Source organism: Blautia sp. TF10-30, assembly GCF_003481245.1.
Taxonomy (GTDB): Bacteria; Bacillota; Clostridia; order Lachnospirales; family Lachnospiraceae; genus Fusicatenibacter; species Fusicatenibacter saccharivorans.
In genome coordinates this window covers 111,589-125,440 of sequence record NZ_QUKM01000007.1, presented here as the reverse complement: position 1 = coordinate 125,440, position 13,852 = coordinate 111,589, and the positions used below count along the sequence as shown (strand labels likewise).

The following is a 13,852-nucleotide window of genomic DNA, read 5'->3' as shown; positions in this document are numbered from 1 at the left end:
CCTACATCAGACAGTCTTTTCCATGGATTCTCGCCGGGGTGACAAGCACCATCTGATTCATGAGATTTTCTTCTGAAAGAACAGCAACGCGCAGATATTCTCTCGTGTGTCCCGTCCAGTAATGGACGCCGTCGATCTCGACTTCTTCTTCCATGAGCACTTCCAGCTCTTTTCCGAGGAAGCCTTCCATATATTCCTGTCTCCGTCTCTCGTCCAGTTCCAGCAGAACGTGGCTGCGCTTCGTCTTCTCCTGCTCCGGAATCTGGCCTGCCATCGCTGCGGCGCGGGTGCCTTCTCTTCGCGAATACTTGAAGATGTGAGTCTCGAAGAAATGAATGTCCTCGACAAAGGCGCGCGACTCTTCAAACTCCTCCTCACTCTCCTGCGGGAAACCGACAATCACATCGGTCGTCAGCGCCGGATTTCCATATACCTTACGCAGCAGATCGCATTTGTGTTTGTATTCTTCTGCGGTATATTTCCGGTTCATCCGCTTCAGTGTTCCATTGCTTCCGCTCTGCAGCGAAAGATGGAAATGCGGGCACACCTTCGGCATTGCGGCGATCGCCTCTGCAAACTCTTCGGTGATGATGCCCGGCTCCAGGGATCCGAGACGGATTCTTCTGATGCCGTCCACTGCATCAACAGCACGGATGAGGTCGAGCAGCGTCTCTTTTTCGCCCTCCGGGAAATCGAGTCCGTAGGAGGAAAGGTGGATACCCGTCAGCACTACTTCCTGATAACCGGCCTCTGCCAGACGTTTTACTTCTTCCACCACATCACTCTGGCGGCGGCTTCTGACTCGGCCGCGTGCGTACGGAATGATACAATAAGTACAGAACTGATTGCATCCATCCTGTACTTTCAGGAATGCGCGGGTGTGCTCCGCCGTTTTGCTGATCGAGAGTGTCTCGTACTCACGGTTGTGTGTCATATCCACGAGGAAGCTCTTACACTCCGCGTTGGATGGTTTTCCACCGTCCTCACGTTCTGCCAGAAAGTTTTCCAGAATATCCACAAGATCTTTCTTCTTATTATTTCCGATGATCAGATCAATCGCCGTATCCTCTTCGAGTTTTTCCCCAGCCGCCTGCACATAACAGCCGCAGGCCACGACAACCGCATCGGGATTCATCTTTTTCGCTTTGTGCAGCATCTGCCGCGATTTCCGGTCCGCAATGTTCGTCACGGTACACGTATTGATAATGTAAACATCCGCTCCCGGTGCAAAAGGCACGATCTCGTACCCTCTGTTTTCGAGGAGCTGCTGGATGGCTTCCAGCTCATATGCGTTCACTTTACACCCAAGATTATGCAAAGCTACCGTTTTTTTCATGCCATACTCCTTTCTTCTTCATCTTTATTATTAAAAATCACGAAGATTCCACTTTATCTTTGTATGTTTTCGCATTGACTTTTTCCCCTCCAGACGGTAAGATAAAGCTGTTAAATGAGGGTAATAAATAATGTTAACCAAATAACAGGGAGGATTACAAACATGAAAACAGTACAGATTTCTCTTAATTCTATCGACAAAGTAAAATCTTTCGTCAACGACATTTCCAAATTCGATTTTGATTTCGATCTGGTATCCGGAAGATACGTAATCGACGCAAAATCCATCATGGGAATCTTCAGCCTCGACCTTTCCAAACCGATCGACCTGAACGTCCATGCTGATGGAGATGCTCTTCAGACCGTACTTGATGTTCTTGCTCCGTACATTGTATAATTACGATAGAACATAAGGGCCGCGCACTCGCCGCGGCTCTTTTTTTGTCTTTGTTTATCATCAGGACCGGATCTTGTTTTTCAGAACCCCCAAAACAAGATCCGGCCTTTTTGTTCTTTAAAGCAAGTTTTCCTTAGCAGACCTCGATCGTCTCTGCGGTAGAAACTGCGCGTTCCATCATCTCATCGATCACGTCGTCCAGATGGCGCTCGGAGCATTTGATGACATTCAGGTTCGGTTTTGTCACCGGATGCTTTGCAACGAAGATCGTGCAGCAGTCCTCATACGGCAGAACGGATGTCTCGTACGTACCGATTTTTTCGGAAATATCGACGATCTCCTGTTTGTCGAAACCGATCAGCGGACGGAAGACCGGCATGGTGCAGACTTCGTTGGTAACGGCGAGGGAATGCATCGTCTGGCTTGCCACCTGTCCGATACTCTCTCCGGTGATCAGGCCAAGGCATTTGTCCTGACGTGCAAACGCTTCTGCGATCTTCATCATATAACGGCGCATGATGATGGTCAGCTCGTCGTGCGGGCATTTTTCGTAGATTGCAAGCTGGATCTCGGTGAAGTTGACCACATGCAGACGGATCGGGCCGCTGTAGCGTGCAACGAGTTTTGCAAGATCCACAACCTTCTGTTTAGCTCTCTCGCTGGTGTACGGCGGAGCGTGGAAGTAAACGGCATCAATCTTAACACCGCGTTTTGCGATCATGTATCCGGCAACCGGGCTGTCGATACCGCCGGAAAGCAGCAGCATGGCCTGTCCGTTTGTGCCGACCGGCATACCGCCAGGACCTGCGATGCTCTCGCAGTACAGATAAATCTTCTGACGCAGCTCGACGTTCAGATAGATATCCGGCTCGTGAACGTCTACTTTGAGGTTCGGGCAGACATCGAGGATGCGGCCGCCCAGCTCACAGTTGACTTCCATTGTGTGCATCGGATAGTTTTTGTTCGCACGGCGTGCGCATACCTTAAAGGTTTTCTCCTCGGTCGGGTACAGCTCTTTCACGTAGGAAACCACTGCCTCTGCCAGATCTTCAAAGCCGGTGTCCTCTAAAATGACAACCGGGCAGATCTCGGCGATACCGAAAACTCTTGTCAGCGCATCGACAGCGCCCTCGTAATCAAAGTCTCCTTCGGTGTTGACATAGATTCGTCCCATCTCACGGGTGACCTGGAAATTTCCGTCTACCGGGGCAAGCGCGTGCTCCATCTGTACGCAGAGCGCTTTCTCGAACAGATGACGGTTCTTTCCTTTAATGCCGATCTCGGCATATTTTACCAGAAATGCTTTGTACATCATCGTTTTTTATTCTCCTTTTTTCTCAGCCAGATCGCGGAAGAACAGAGGATATTCCTCAGAAAATTTCTTCAGGATCAGGTCAGATACCTGACGCATCTGCGGATGTGCGGCGTTGGCGCTTCGAAGCCGGATAAAGTGGCGCCACTCTCTTAAGTTCATGGTCATGACGATCTCGGTTTTCAGGGAGTTCGGAAGAATGCTTCTTGCCTCCTCCGGCTTTGCTCCGAGTTCGAGCATCTGGAAGTAATACTGCTCTGCAGCTTCCATTGCTTTCTGCCATACCTCGTATTTTTTACGGTCGTTCTCGTCGTCCAGATCATAGGAAAATCCGGTTGCCAGATCGATACAGGTGATCTGGTTTCCAAATTTATCTTTCGAATAGTTACAGTAGCGGGTGCTCTCCTGGCTGTAGCTTGCGATACGGTGGCGGACGATCTCATGGGTCACGCCGCGGTCGCACGTTACTTTTACGGTGATGGAGCCGTGCTCAATGACGGATTCATGGCCACGTTTGATGATGCCTGCGATGAATTTCTCTGCAGTGCCTTCTCCAATGCGCTCCTCGCTCTTGTAGCAGACTCTTCCGATTTTCTCGATCCGGCGCAGCATATCCTCGTAGGATTCGGTGCTCAGGATTTCAATTTCCGGCTGTATTGTAATCATAATTTTCCTCTTTCTATTATTTCCTGGTAAATCTGCGCAGCATCGGCAGTACCTCGCGCAGCGTATCCAGGGTGTAATCAATCTGTTCCAGTGTCGTAAATTCGCTGAAGCTGAACCGCACGGCAGACTCCATCTCGGCTTTCGATGCGCCGATGGCAGTCAGCGTCGGGCTTCCGGCTCTCTTGTGTGATGAGCAGGCGCTTCCGGCGGAAACGTAGATCTGGCGGTCCTCCATCGTGTGCAGCAGCACTTCACTGCGCACATTTAAGAATGATGCATTGACAATCTGCGGCGCACCCGCTTCTTCCGGCATGCCATGGATGACCACATCGTCCAGCTCCCGCAAGCCTTCGATCAGACGGTGTTTGCAGGCACGCATCTGCGCAGTCTGCTCGTCAAAATGCCTGTAAACGATCTCAGCGGATTTCGCAAGGCCTGCGACGCCCGGCACATTGTCGGTTCCGGAACGCATGCCGTTCTGCTGGCCGCCGCCTAAGATCAGCGGACGGATTTTTGCTTTCTCATCAATATATAAAAAGCCGCTTCCCTTCGGTCCGTGGATCTTGTGGCCGCTCACGGAGAGCATGTCGATGCCCATCCGTTTCGGATAAATCCGGTATTTGCCGAACGCCTGGATCGCATCGACATGAAAATACGTTTTCGGATTTTTCGCCTTGATTCTGCGTCCGATCTCCCCGATTGGCTCAACAGAACCGATCTCATTGTTGACATACATAATCGAAACGAGAATCGTCTCCGGCGTGATCGCTTCTTCGAGTTCGTTCACATCCACAAGGCCTTCTTTATTTACCGGCAGGCGCGTAATACGGAATCCCTGCTCCTCCAGAAATGCCAGCGGTGCCGACACGGCCGGGTGCTCGATCGCGCTTGTGATGATGTGGTTTCCCGTTCTCTTATTTGCCATTGCTGTTCCGACGAGCGCCCAGTTGTCGGACTCTGTGCCACCGGAAGTAAAGAAAATTTCTTTTTCTTTGACTTTCAGAATCTTTGCCAGCGTTTCCTGGGCGGTTCTGATATATTGTTCTGCTTCTACCCCTTTTTGATGCATCGCAGACGGATTTCCATAATGATTTACCATCAGATCACAGACGAGATCTGCGGTTTCCTGATAAACACAGGTGGTTGCGGAATTGTCCAGATATGCTTCCATTATCTTGTTCGTTCCCTTCCTTCTAAAAGATACACCAGAATGGAAAGTACGGTCATTCCGGCCGTTTCCGTGCGCAGAATGCGCTTTCCGAGCGTAATCGGCTCTACCTTTTCCTTCATGGCCATTTCCACTTCCGCTTCGTCGATGCCGCCCTCCGGTCCGATCAGGACCGCAATAGATTCACCCGGTTCAATGGATTCCAGAATTCTTCTCGTTCCTTCCATCCCCTCTGCGTTCTCATACGGCATCAGGCGGACGTCTGATTCTGCCATCATTGCAAGCGCCTGCTGAAATGTAACAGGCATGTGTACCGTCGGAATCTGCATCCGTTTGGACTGCTTTGCAGCACCAAGCGCGATCGTCTGCCAACGCTCTGCTTTCTTTTCCGCCTTTTTCCGGTCCAGCTTCACAACGCAGCGTTTCATCTCCACCGGAACAATTTCCGTCGCACCAAGTTCCACTGCTTTTTGGATGATCAGTTCCATTTTGTCACCTTTTGGCAGACCCTGAAACAGTACAATTCCGGACGGGAGTTCTCTGTCTGCTGCTGTGACTTCTTCTACTGCGGCAAGAACCTCACCTTCCGGGAAATCCGAAACGGCACAATGATATTCCTTTTCGCCTCCGGTACTGACCAGTATTTTTTCGCCCGGCCGCATGCGGAGCACATTTTTGATGTGATTAACGTCACTGCCCGTGATGTGGACAGTGCCGTCATAAATCTGACTTTCTTCTACAAAAAAACGGTACATGAATCTGTTCTCTTTCTCTTCTGGTGTTTCGCTTTTCTTAATTTACATCGGTTTTCTTGCTGTAACAGAAACCCATTCGCCCTGATGTGTAACTTCAACTACTTCAAGTCCCGCAGCAACGACTGCCTCTTTGACAACTTCCTCTTTCACATCGAGAATGCCGGATGTGATATAAACAGCGCCCGGCTTCATCTGGTGTACGATTACCGGCGTCAGCGGAACGAGAACATCTGCAAGAATATTGGCGGTAACGATATCGTATTTCTCGTATCCGACTCTGTCCTGTACTTCTTTGTCATCAATGATATTTCCGATCATCATATCAAAAGCTTCTACCGGAATTCCATTGACTTCTTTGTTTTCCTCAACCGCAGGAACCGCACACGGATCGAGGTCTGTTCCGACCGCATGACGCGCACCAAGCTTCAGTGCAATAATCGAAAGAATACCGCTTCCGGTTCCGACATCAAGCAGCTCGGTATCCTTTGTCACATATTTCTTTAACTGACGGATGCAAAGCTGTGTTGTCTCATGCATACCCGTTCCAAAGGCTGTGCCCGGATCGATATGGATGATCATTTTATCCCGGTCTTCCGGCTTTACTTCCTCCCAGGACGGGATGATCAGAATGTCGTCCACATAGAACTGTTTGAAATACTGTTTCCAGTTGTTGATCCAGTCCTTGTCCTCTGTCTCAGACTCTGTGATGGTGCACTCTCCAAGGTCCAGGAACTCCTGCATTTCTGCAAGTGCCGCGCGGACATCTGCAAGAACCTTCTCCTTGTCCTCATCCACATCGAGGTAAAAATTCAGGTAGGCAATGCCGTCGTCATCCGGAATATCCGGCATGATATCCACGAACATCTGCTGTTTGTCGCTCTCGGTCAAAGGCTGTTTGTCCTGAATTTCCACGCCTTCGATTCCCACATCGGCCAGAGTGGAGATCACAATGTCTTCCACTTCCGATCTTGTTTTTAATGTAAATTTATTCCATTTCATTGTTTAAACTCCTTTTTGCGCTTCTCTTTTCCATACGTGCAAAGAAAGCCACATTTATCATACACGATATCGTTCCTGTTGTAAATGTTATTTTCGGCTTTTACGGCCCGTCTCAATCCGAAATCTTTGTCAGAAAGCCATCTTTTTTCGCCTTCTGATAACGCCATACCAGCCCGAGTGTGGATAAAATGCGAACCCCAAGATCTATCAGGTTGAACCGGTACAGTGCCGTAAGGTCTGCCCCAAGTGCCGTATACAACCGGACACCGAGCAGCGGCAGAACACTGTTGGTCAGCGTTGTAATCATCGTAAAGAGGCTGATCAAAAGCGAACGGTTCTTTTCCGGCGCGGCATTTAAGAGAATCTGTATCGTACAAAGTGCGACGGCACACTGCGGAGCATTCAGAACCGTCATCAGAACAATAAAAGTAACCCCGCGGTACGCCAGCGGTAAATGTGGAACCAGAATCATAATAACCGGACAGAAGCAAAGACCGATCCCGGCGAAAATCAGTGCAAAATCCGGCGATTTTTTCCGGACAACCTTCGCAATCATTCCAACTGCCGCAAGCTGACCAATATTGAAAACACCGTTGCAGATGGAAAGTGTCATCTCTGACATTTTGCAATATTTGACCTGTCCTAAATACCACATGCTCCAGTCAAGCTGCCAGGTGATATAGAAAAAGACCACCGGCACGAAAAACCAGCGCAATGCTTTATTTTTCCCCACGCTTGTGATCGCCTCCAGCAGATCAGAAACAGAAAAACGTGAGGATGCCTTCCCCGCTTCTGCCGGAGCTTTGCCCTCCTCCTGCTGTTCCACCGGAATTTTTTTGATTGCAGCGGCCTGCAACAAAACACAGACAGCACACAGATAAAAAAAGCTTCGGAGTACCAGAAGTTTTCCATCGGCCGTGTGGCATCTTCCCATCAGAATCCCGCAGATCACCGGTGCAAGAATGCCAATCACAAACATGAACTGATTCCGAAAGGCATAGACATCGTTTCGCTGCCGCAGTGAAACCGCAGCACCGAACATTGCCTGCCACTGCGCATTGTAAATAGCAAGTGCCCCCGCAGTAAATGCCAGTGATACAAAAAACAGCTCCATACGTCTCTCGCCGAGTGCCGGTACACTTCCAAGAAATGCATAGCCGGCACACATCACAAGAAGCGTAAGCATCGGTATCGTCTTTGTCGACTTCAGACGATCCGCCAGAATTCCAAGCGGCAGCAGTGCTGCACACGCTACAATGTTCGGCACCATCTGGATAATGCCGATCTGACTGTCGGTTGCACCCATGTTTGTCGCATACAGATTCAGGCCGAAACCGTTGATCGATGTGATATATTGCAGAAATACACCCTCGACGGCAAACAGCAGCATGGTCTGCGCAGATGGCGGCATCTTTTTTACCCGATAAAACAGACTCTTTTTCATTGTTTAATCCCCCATACCTTCTTCTGTTGTCTTCACGTTCCTGCCCCCGCCGGATACGTAAAGATTCTGCTCTCATAATGGCAATTTCATGTTCAAATGTCAACAGAAATACTCGGATCCGATGTGAGAAATTTAACGGCATTTTCTGTCAATATTCACAAAAGAAAAAGGGGGATTCTCCCTGTTGAATGCATGGGTTTTGCATAAGAAAAAGGAGCCCCCGTTTTACCTGGGGCTCCGCCTATTGGAAATGTTTATAGCAATCTCAGAAACCAAATTCATCTCCCACCGCAGAACGTGTCTTCTTGCCGGAAGAGGATAAAAAAATTCAGAACTGCTTTTTGCGTTATTTTCGGGGTTTGCTATCAGAATTCGATCTCGCGCAGATATCTGTGCAGCGCATCCTGCCAGGTCGGCAGTTTTTCGAATCCGTTCTCGGTCAGTTTCTCTTTGCTCATGCGGCTGTTGGACGGACGTTTTGCTTTTGCCGGGTACTGGTCAGAGCTTACCGGTGATACACTTACTTTTCCGTAAGCCGGATCGATCTCAGCGGCCTGTTTGAAAATCTCGCAGGCGAACTCATACCAGGAGCAGAGTCCCTCGTTTGTTGCATGGTAGCGGCCATAGTTCTCTTTCTCTGCCATGTCGACAAGCAGGCGGGACAGGTCGTAGGTGTAGGTCGGGCTTCCTACCTGATCATCTACAACAGTCAGATGATCGTGTGTCTTTCCAAGGTTCAGCATGGTCTTGATGAAGTTCTTTCCGTTCACGCCGAATACCCATGCGATGCGGACGATGTAGAATTTTTTCACCCATTTCTCTACCGCGAGCTCTCCCTCGTATTTCGTCTGGCCGTATACGTTCAGCGGATGACGCTCATCATCCGGCTCCCACGGGCGGGTGCCCTGGCCGTCGAATACGTAGTCGGTGGAGATGTAGATCATTTTGCAGTCAAGGTCATGGCAGACTTTTGCGATGTTCTCGGTTCCGACTGCATTGACCTGATGTACTTTTTCTTTTTTGTCATCATCCTCAGCAAGGTCTACAGCGGTCCATGCTGCACAGTGGATTACGACATCCGGGTTTGCTTCGGTAATGACTTTTCTTACGCTTTCTGCATCGGTGATATCCATTTCTTCAATATCAACGCCGATTCCTTCATGACCGCGTTTTGCAAGTTCATTCATGACGTCATGGCCGAGCTGGCCTTTTACACCTGTTACAAATACTCTCATAATGGTTCTCCTTTTTTCTGATTTTGTTATCGTTATGTTTTGTCTGTCTCTTGTTTTTCAGTCTGATTTTCTGTTTGTACCATGAGTATAAAGGATGACGTTATGTCATGGTCAAGCATTTTTTTTCAAAAACTGCCCCGGATTTTTCTTCCGGGGCAGTTTTCTTCAACGCTGTTCGCTTTTATTTGTCGATATATTTTCCGTTCATCACATCCATCAGATACTGGCCGTACTGATTTTTCTTCAGTGGTTCGATGTCGGTCAGAAGCTGGTCTTTGCCGATCCAGCCGTTCAGGTAACCGATCTCCTCCAGGCACGCAATCTTGCGGTGCTGATGCGTCTCGATGGTTTTTACGAAGTTGGTTGCCTCTACCAGACTCTCATGTGTACCGGTATCCAGCCAGGTGAAGCCCTGTCCGAGAAGCTCAACGTTCAGACTGCCGTCTTCCAGATAGATCCGGTTCAGGTCGGTGATCTCAAGCTCTCCGCGCGGTGACGGTTTCAGGTTCTTTGCATACTCTACGACTTTGTTGTCATAGAAGTACAGACCTGTAACACAATAGTTTGATTTCGGTTTCTCCGGTTTCTCTTCGATGGAGATGGCTTTTCCCTCGGAGTCAAATTCTACGATCCCGAAACGCTCCGGATCATCTACATAATAGCCGAATACGGTTGCGCCTTTTCCGGTCTCAGCGTTTTCTACTGCTGCTTTCAGGCGTTTGTTCAGACCGTGTCCGAAGAAGATGTTGTCGCCGAGCACCATGGCAACGGAATCATCCCCGATGAACTCCTCGCCGATGATGAAGGCCTGTGCCAGTCCGTCCGGGCTTGGCTGTACCTTGTAGGAAAGCTGTACACCGAACTGATGGCCGTCACCGAGCAGTGCCTCGAAACGCGGGGTGTCCTGCGGGGTGGAGATGATCAGGATGTCGCGGATGCCTGCATTCATAAGAACAGACAGCGGATAATAGATCATCGGCTTGTCATAGATCGGGAGAAGCTGTTTCGATGTTACCATAGTTAACGGATAAAGACGTGTGCCGGAACCTCCGGCAAGTACGATACCTTTCATAATTCGTTACTCCTTTTTCGTATATGATACCTCTAGTATAACCTCATTCCCGGAAACGCGTCAACCCGTATCGTAACGTAACCGTTACTGTTCACTCAGCAGTGAAACACTTGCTGTTTCGCTGCGTAAGAACATGTTTCAGGTGTGAGCAACCCTCCTTTTGCGAAGCAAAACTTTAAATGAAGGTTGCGAATGTTACAGTTCGCTGGGCACCAGTGAACTGTAACACGTAACGGTGTGTGATAACTTTGTGACGTTTCTGTTATCAGCAGCTGTATTTCGTCAGTTTCTGGCGGGAATAGATCGAGCTGTTGCGGTTGAATACGTAGGCCGCGGTGCAGACAATAAAGAAATATGGCAGATAATCGTAGCCAAAAATCTCGCCGCCAATGAAAATAGCCGCCAGTAAGGTGTTGGTTCCGCCGCCAAAAACCGCCGCATAGCCAAGCGCCGCGGAAAGCTCCACCGGAATACCGAACAGATTGCCAAGGACTGCTCCCAGGGTTGCTCCGATGGTAAACAGCGGTGTTACCTCGCCGCCCTGAAACCCGGCGGACAGCGTCAGAATTGTCAGGATAAATTTCAGCGCCCAGTCATATGCATATACCTTTTCCCCATGAAATACCGCTTCCACCAGATTCGTTCCAAAGCCGCAATACCGTCCGCGGTACAGAAGCAGGAACAGAATGCTAAGGATAACACCGATGGAGAAAACACGCACCAGCGGATTTTTGATTTTTTCGCCGAGATATTTTTTCGTGTGCTTTAAGCACCAGGCGAAGAGGCCGCCTGTGATTCCAAAAATAATACCAAGTGTAATCAGACGCACCAGCAGGAACGGTGTCAGGCTTTCGCTGATGTGGACAGCCAGATTTTCTTTGCGGATTCCAAGCAGGGAAGCTACAGCGCTCGCAGAGAAAGATGCGGTAAACGCCGGAAGCAGTGCCTCGTACCGCATTTCACCCGCAGCGAGCACCTCTACCGCAAAGATCACAGCTGCAATCGGCGTTCCGAACATGCCCGCAAAGCCGGCGGCCATACCGGTTACCAGAAAGATACCGGGCGCGTTTTTAAACGGTAATTTTTTGCCGGCAAAATAGGAAAACACAGCACCGATCTGAACGGCAACGCCCTCGCGGCCGGCACTTCCACCGAACAGATGCGTCAACGCCGTTGAGAGCATTGCCAGCGGAATCATGCGAAGCGGAAGCTCTGTCTCCTCTTCATACGCTACATCAAAAATCAGACTCATGCCTCCTTTTCCCCTGCCACCGAATTTCTGATTGACTGCCACGATCACAAGACCTGCCATAGCGAGAAACGGCAGACACCAGAAAAGATGTGCCACGCGAACAGCCGTGACTTTCAAAAGCAGACGGCAGAACAGCGCCTCAATCAGACCGACTGCCGCACCGAGCGGAACGCCGGTCACACCGAGCAGCAGCAGGGCGCCGTAGGTGCGAAGGGATTTCTTCAGTTCTTCTTTCATTCTCTTTCTCTCCTTTTCGAATTCTGCTGTTATCATATCACGAAGCGGACAGATTGTGAACTATGGATACCTTTTCCTCCATACTCTTTGCCAGTGCGTCGGCAAATTTTTCCTGCATCCGGATTGCTTCTGTCATCTCCTGCTCCGTAAACTGCGCCGCAGCTTCCTCCTCGGACTGAAACAGCGGAAGAACCAGCTCTCTCGCATACTGTTTTCCCGTTTCAGTCAGACTGATGATTTTTTCCCGCCGGTTTGCCGGATTGACTTCCATTTCGATATATCCTGTTTTCGTTTTTAGTCCGTTTTCGTACTTTTTGTTTTAGTGTTTTTTTCTTCCTTTGTCAAGATTTCCAAAAGCCTCTTTTTTCCGTATATTTTCCGGCATTTTTCAAATACTAGCAACTGTCCAGACACTGTTAGGGAAAGGAGATTTTGAAGATGAGAAAAATCAGAAGAGTGTATATGACGCTGGCATTGGCGGTATTACTGGCCGGGATGACGGCCTGTGGAAACAACACCACGAACGACACCGGAAATGGCAATACCAACACGGAGAGCGACATGGGACAGACGGATAACAGAAACGATGTCAATACGACAGAGATGCCGTCAAACGACAATGTAAATGATGTGACGGAGGGCACCGATGGGAATGCCAACGGTACGAACGGTACAAATACCGGGGATGGAAATACCCTTGGGGATGATGTCGGCGACGCCGCTGAAGATGTGACCCGTGGTGTCGGTGAGGGCGTTGAGGATGTCGGCCGCGCGGTGGACGATGTGGTAAGCGGCGGCGACAATGAGACGCAGAATCCGCAGGAAAACGGAGCAACTACACAGAATGGAGCGGGGATGGCACAGTAAATATGCACTTCTGCTGCTCCCGTATCTAAAAAACTTCCCTTGGCGAACGATATATGCAGGTTCGCCGGGAAGTTTTTTTACTGCCAGGCACATCAGCACCTGGTTTGATCCGTCACTTTTGATTTTTTCTTTTACAGACCGCATCTGAATTTTCTGCCCTTCGCGCCAAGAATGCTGGCCATCTGATCGCTCCACGCTGCACGCTCTGCATAAATATCAACCCGTTCCAGATCTCCGCTCCGGTCCACAAAGGCAGGGAACAGAAATCCACAGATAGGATTTCCCGGCTCGTATTCTCCAACCAACGGGCAGACAGCGCAGATCAGATAGGGGAACATCTCCTCGGATTCCCCCAGGCGCTCTTTATCGGAGGCCTTTGCAGGAATATCATACCGGTCATAAAACATGTAAATGGCATAAGCCCCGTGAATCTGCAATCCTTCGATCAGGATATCATAGAACGTTTCCAACAGCGCATCGTTCTTCAGTCCGCATTCCCGCAGCGCCATCAGCATCTGCCAGATACTGCCCGGCCCCTGGGATGTTTCCGGAAAACGGTATTCCCGCAGCTTCTCATTCGATTCCGCAAACGGAATTTTCTTGGCAATCGCCAGATTCCTGGCCTTTTCCGAACCGGACAGTTTCAGAAAATGAATGTTGAAACTGCCGTCATACTCCCCATCCGAATCCGTATAGCAACCCGCCATCCGCACAAACGAAGTCCGCGCCGGCGTCATCCTCCTCGTCAGCTCCAGCATGTCTTCCCGATTAATCATACATTCCCTCCGACAGTAAATATATTCGAAACTCTCTGCCTTTGATCTTATCATAACATGCTTTTTCTGTCAGCAAGTTTTTCGGAATCAGATGGGATACTTATTGACCAGCTTCTTAAATTCCGCCACAGACACTGCCATACAGTCGGCGGCATCCTGAATGCTGATCGTTCCTTTTTTTAATAAATTTGATAACACCTCAAGTTTGCCTTTTTCAATGCCTTCCGTTTTGCTGTCTTCCATCATTTCATCAATTGCCTGGCTTATATTTTTATAAATTGCGTTCCTTCTCACCATTTGATAAAATCAAGACAGTATCTCGCATTTTATGATTTTG

General features: G+C 49.4%; 15 protein-coding genes. 2 read left to right on the top strand and 13 right to left on the bottom strand.

From position 1 onward, the window contains the following. Position 1: 1 nt before the first annotated feature. Positions 2-1,336, bottom strand: coding sequence for a tRNA (N(6)-L-threonylcarbamoyladenosine(37)-C(2))-methylthiotransferase MtaB (gene mtaB / locus DXD02_RS08430; protein WP_118666731.1), 1,335 nt, complete (start codon positions 1,334-1,336; stop codon positions 2-4). A gap of 162 nt (positions 1,337-1,498) precedes the next feature. On the opposite strand from mtaB, the gene DXD02_RS08425 reads away from it, so the two are divergent. Then, on the top strand, positions 1,499-1,732 hold the full coding sequence (locus DXD02_RS08425) for an HPr family phosphocarrier protein (RefSeq protein ID WP_022461844.1): 234 nt from the start codon (positions 1,499-1,501) through the stop codon (positions 1,730-1,732). A gap of 133 nt (positions 1,733-1,865) precedes the next feature. Here DXD02_RS08425 and thiI read toward each other — a convergent pair whose 3' ends face one another. The 10 genes from thiI to DXD02_RS08375 all read right to left on the bottom strand — a co-directional run bounded on the left by thiI (position 1,866) and on the right by DXD02_RS08375 (position 12,143). Next, a complete protein-coding gene (gene thiI, locus DXD02_RS08420) occupies positions 1,866-3,044 on the bottom strand; it encodes a tRNA uracil 4-sulfurtransferase ThiI (protein WP_082424694.1) in 1,179 nt (392 codons plus the stop codon). 9 nt (positions 3,045-3,053) lie between these two features. After that, the gene (gene thyX / locus DXD02_RS08415) at positions 3,054-3,710 is read right to left on the bottom strand and encodes an FAD-dependent thymidylate synthase (protein WP_022461846.1); all 657 of its coding nucleotides are present in this window, start codon (positions 3,708-3,710) and stop codon (positions 3,054-3,056) included. Positions 3,711-3,726: 16 nt separating this feature from the next. After that, a complete protein-coding gene (locus DXD02_RS08410) occupies positions 3,727-4,881 on the bottom strand; it encodes a cysteine desulfurase family protein (protein ID WP_118666730.1) in 1,155 nt (384 codons plus the stop codon). Beyond that, positions 4,881-5,633, bottom strand: a complete 753-nt coding sequence (locus DXD02_RS08405) for a 16S rRNA (uracil(1498)-N(3))-methyltransferase (protein WP_118666729.1) — start codon at positions 5,631-5,633, stop codon at positions 4,881-4,883. Before DXD02_RS08405 ends, DXD02_RS08410 begins: the two co-directional genes overlap by 1 nt. A gap of 42 nt (positions 5,634-5,675) precedes the next feature. Then, the gene (gene prmA / locus DXD02_RS08400; RefSeq protein ID WP_022461849.1) at positions 5,676-6,632 is read right to left on the bottom strand and encodes a 50S ribosomal protein L11 methyltransferase; all 957 of its coding nucleotides are present in this window, start codon (positions 6,630-6,632) and stop codon (positions 5,676-5,678) included. 112 nt (positions 6,633-6,744) lie between these two features. Next, the gene (locus DXD02_RS08395) at positions 6,745-8,076 is read right to left on the bottom strand and encodes an MFS transporter (protein ID WP_118666728.1); all 1,332 of its coding nucleotides are present in this window, start codon (positions 8,074-8,076) and stop codon (positions 6,745-6,747) included. A gap of 365 nt (positions 8,077-8,441) precedes the next feature. Further along, entirely contained in the window at positions 8,442-9,311 is an 870-nt protein-coding gene (rfbD, locus tag DXD02_RS08390; protein WP_022461851.1) for a dTDP-4-dehydrorhamnose reductase, read from the bottom strand. Between the two features lie 181 nt (positions 9,312-9,492). After that, complete coding sequence (rfbA, locus tag DXD02_RS08385; protein ID WP_022461852.1) at positions 9,493-10,383, bottom strand: glucose-1-phosphate thymidylyltransferase RfbA; 891 nt, start codon at positions 10,381-10,383, stop codon at positions 9,493-9,495. A 265-nt stretch (positions 10,384-10,648) separates the two neighbouring features. Then, on the bottom strand, positions 10,649-11,872 hold the full coding sequence (locus DXD02_RS08380; RefSeq protein WP_055227751.1) for a chloride channel protein: 1,224 nt from the start codon (positions 11,870-11,872) through the stop codon (positions 10,649-10,651). A 37-nt stretch (positions 11,873-11,909) separates the two neighbouring features. Continuing rightward, complete coding sequence (locus DXD02_RS08375; protein ID WP_022461854.1) at positions 11,910-12,143, bottom strand: MarR family transcriptional regulator; 234 nt, start codon at positions 12,141-12,143, stop codon at positions 11,910-11,912. 167 nt (positions 12,144-12,310) lie between these two features. Between DXD02_RS08375 and DXD02_RS08370 the strand changes: the two genes are divergently transcribed. After that, complete coding sequence (locus tag DXD02_RS08370) at positions 12,311-12,739, top strand: hypothetical protein (protein WP_117761427.1); 429 nt, start codon at positions 12,311-12,313, stop codon at positions 12,737-12,739. A gap of 131 nt (positions 12,740-12,870) precedes the next feature. On the opposite strand, the gene DXD02_RS08365 is transcribed toward DXD02_RS08370, so the two are convergent. Together DXD02_RS08365 and DXD02_RS08360 are read right to left on the bottom strand one after the other, a co-directional pair. Continuing rightward, positions 12,871-13,515, bottom strand: coding sequence for a DUF4317 family protein (locus DXD02_RS08365; RefSeq protein ID WP_118666727.1), 645 nt, complete (start codon positions 13,513-13,515; stop codon positions 12,871-12,873). 87 nt (positions 13,516-13,602) lie between these two features. Continuing rightward, positions 13,603-13,812: a hypothetical protein gene (locus DXD02_RS08360; protein WP_117510458.1), complete on the bottom strand. Its 210-nt coding sequence runs from the start codon at positions 13,810-13,812 to the stop codon at positions 13,603-13,605. Positions 13,813-13,852: the final 40 nt, after the last annotated feature.

Excerpts from the sequence above, each read along its gene's own strand:
- prmA (WP_022461849.1), bottom strand. The coding sequence starts at position 6,632 with ATGAAATGGAATAAATTTACATTAAAAACAAGATCGGAAGTGGAAGAC.
- DXD02_RS08370 (WP_117761427.1), top strand. The coding sequence starts at position 12,311 with ATGAGAAAAATCAGAAGAGTGTATATGACGCTGGCATTGGCGGTATTA.
- DXD02_RS08375 (WP_022461854.1), bottom strand. The coding sequence starts at position 12,143 with ATGGAAGTCAATCCGGCAAACCGGCGGGAAAAAATCATCAGTCTGACT.
- thiI (WP_082424694.1), bottom strand. The coding sequence starts at position 3,044 with ATGTACAAAGCATTTCTGGTAAAATATGCCGAGATCGGCATTAAAGGA.
- DXD02_RS08425 (WP_022461844.1), top strand. The coding sequence starts at position 1,499 with ATGAAAACAGTACAGATTTCTCTTAATTCTATCGACAAAGTAAAATCT.
- thyX (WP_022461846.1), bottom strand. The coding sequence starts at position 3,710 with ATGATTACAATACAGCCGGAAATTGAAATCCTGAGCACCGAATCCTAC.
- DXD02_RS08360 (WP_117510458.1), bottom strand. The coding sequence starts at position 13,812 with ATGGTGAGAAGGAACGCAATTTATAAAAATATAAGCCAGGCAATTGAT.
- DXD02_RS08410 (WP_118666730.1), bottom strand. The coding sequence starts at position 4,881 with ATGGAAGCATATCTGGACAATTCCGCAACCACCTGTGTTTATCAGGAA.
- rfbA (WP_022461852.1), bottom strand. The coding sequence starts at position 10,383 with ATGAAAGGTATCGTACTTGCCGGAGGTTCCGGCACACGTCTTTATCCG.
- DXD02_RS08380 (WP_055227751.1), bottom strand. The coding sequence starts at position 11,872 with ATGAAAGAAGAACTGAAGAAATCCCTTCGCACCTACGGCGCCCTGCTG.
- DXD02_RS08365 (WP_118666727.1), bottom strand. The coding sequence starts at position 13,515 with ATGATTAATCGGGAAGACATGCTGGAGCTGACGAGGAGGATGACGCCG.
- DXD02_RS08405 (WP_118666729.1), bottom strand. The coding sequence starts at position 5,633 with ATGTACCGTTTTTTTGTAGAAGAAAGTCAGATTTATGACGGCACTGTC.
- mtaB (WP_118666731.1), bottom strand. The coding sequence starts at position 1,336 with ATGAAAAAAACGGTAGCTTTGCATAATCTTGGGTGTAAAGTGAACGCA.
- rfbD (WP_022461851.1), bottom strand. The coding sequence starts at position 9,311 with ATGAGAGTATTTGTAACAGGTGTAAAAGGCCAGCTCGGCCATGACGTC.
- DXD02_RS08395 (WP_118666728.1), bottom strand. The coding sequence starts at position 8,076 with ATGAAAAAGAGTCTGTTTTATCGGGTAAAAAAGATGCCGCCATCTGCG.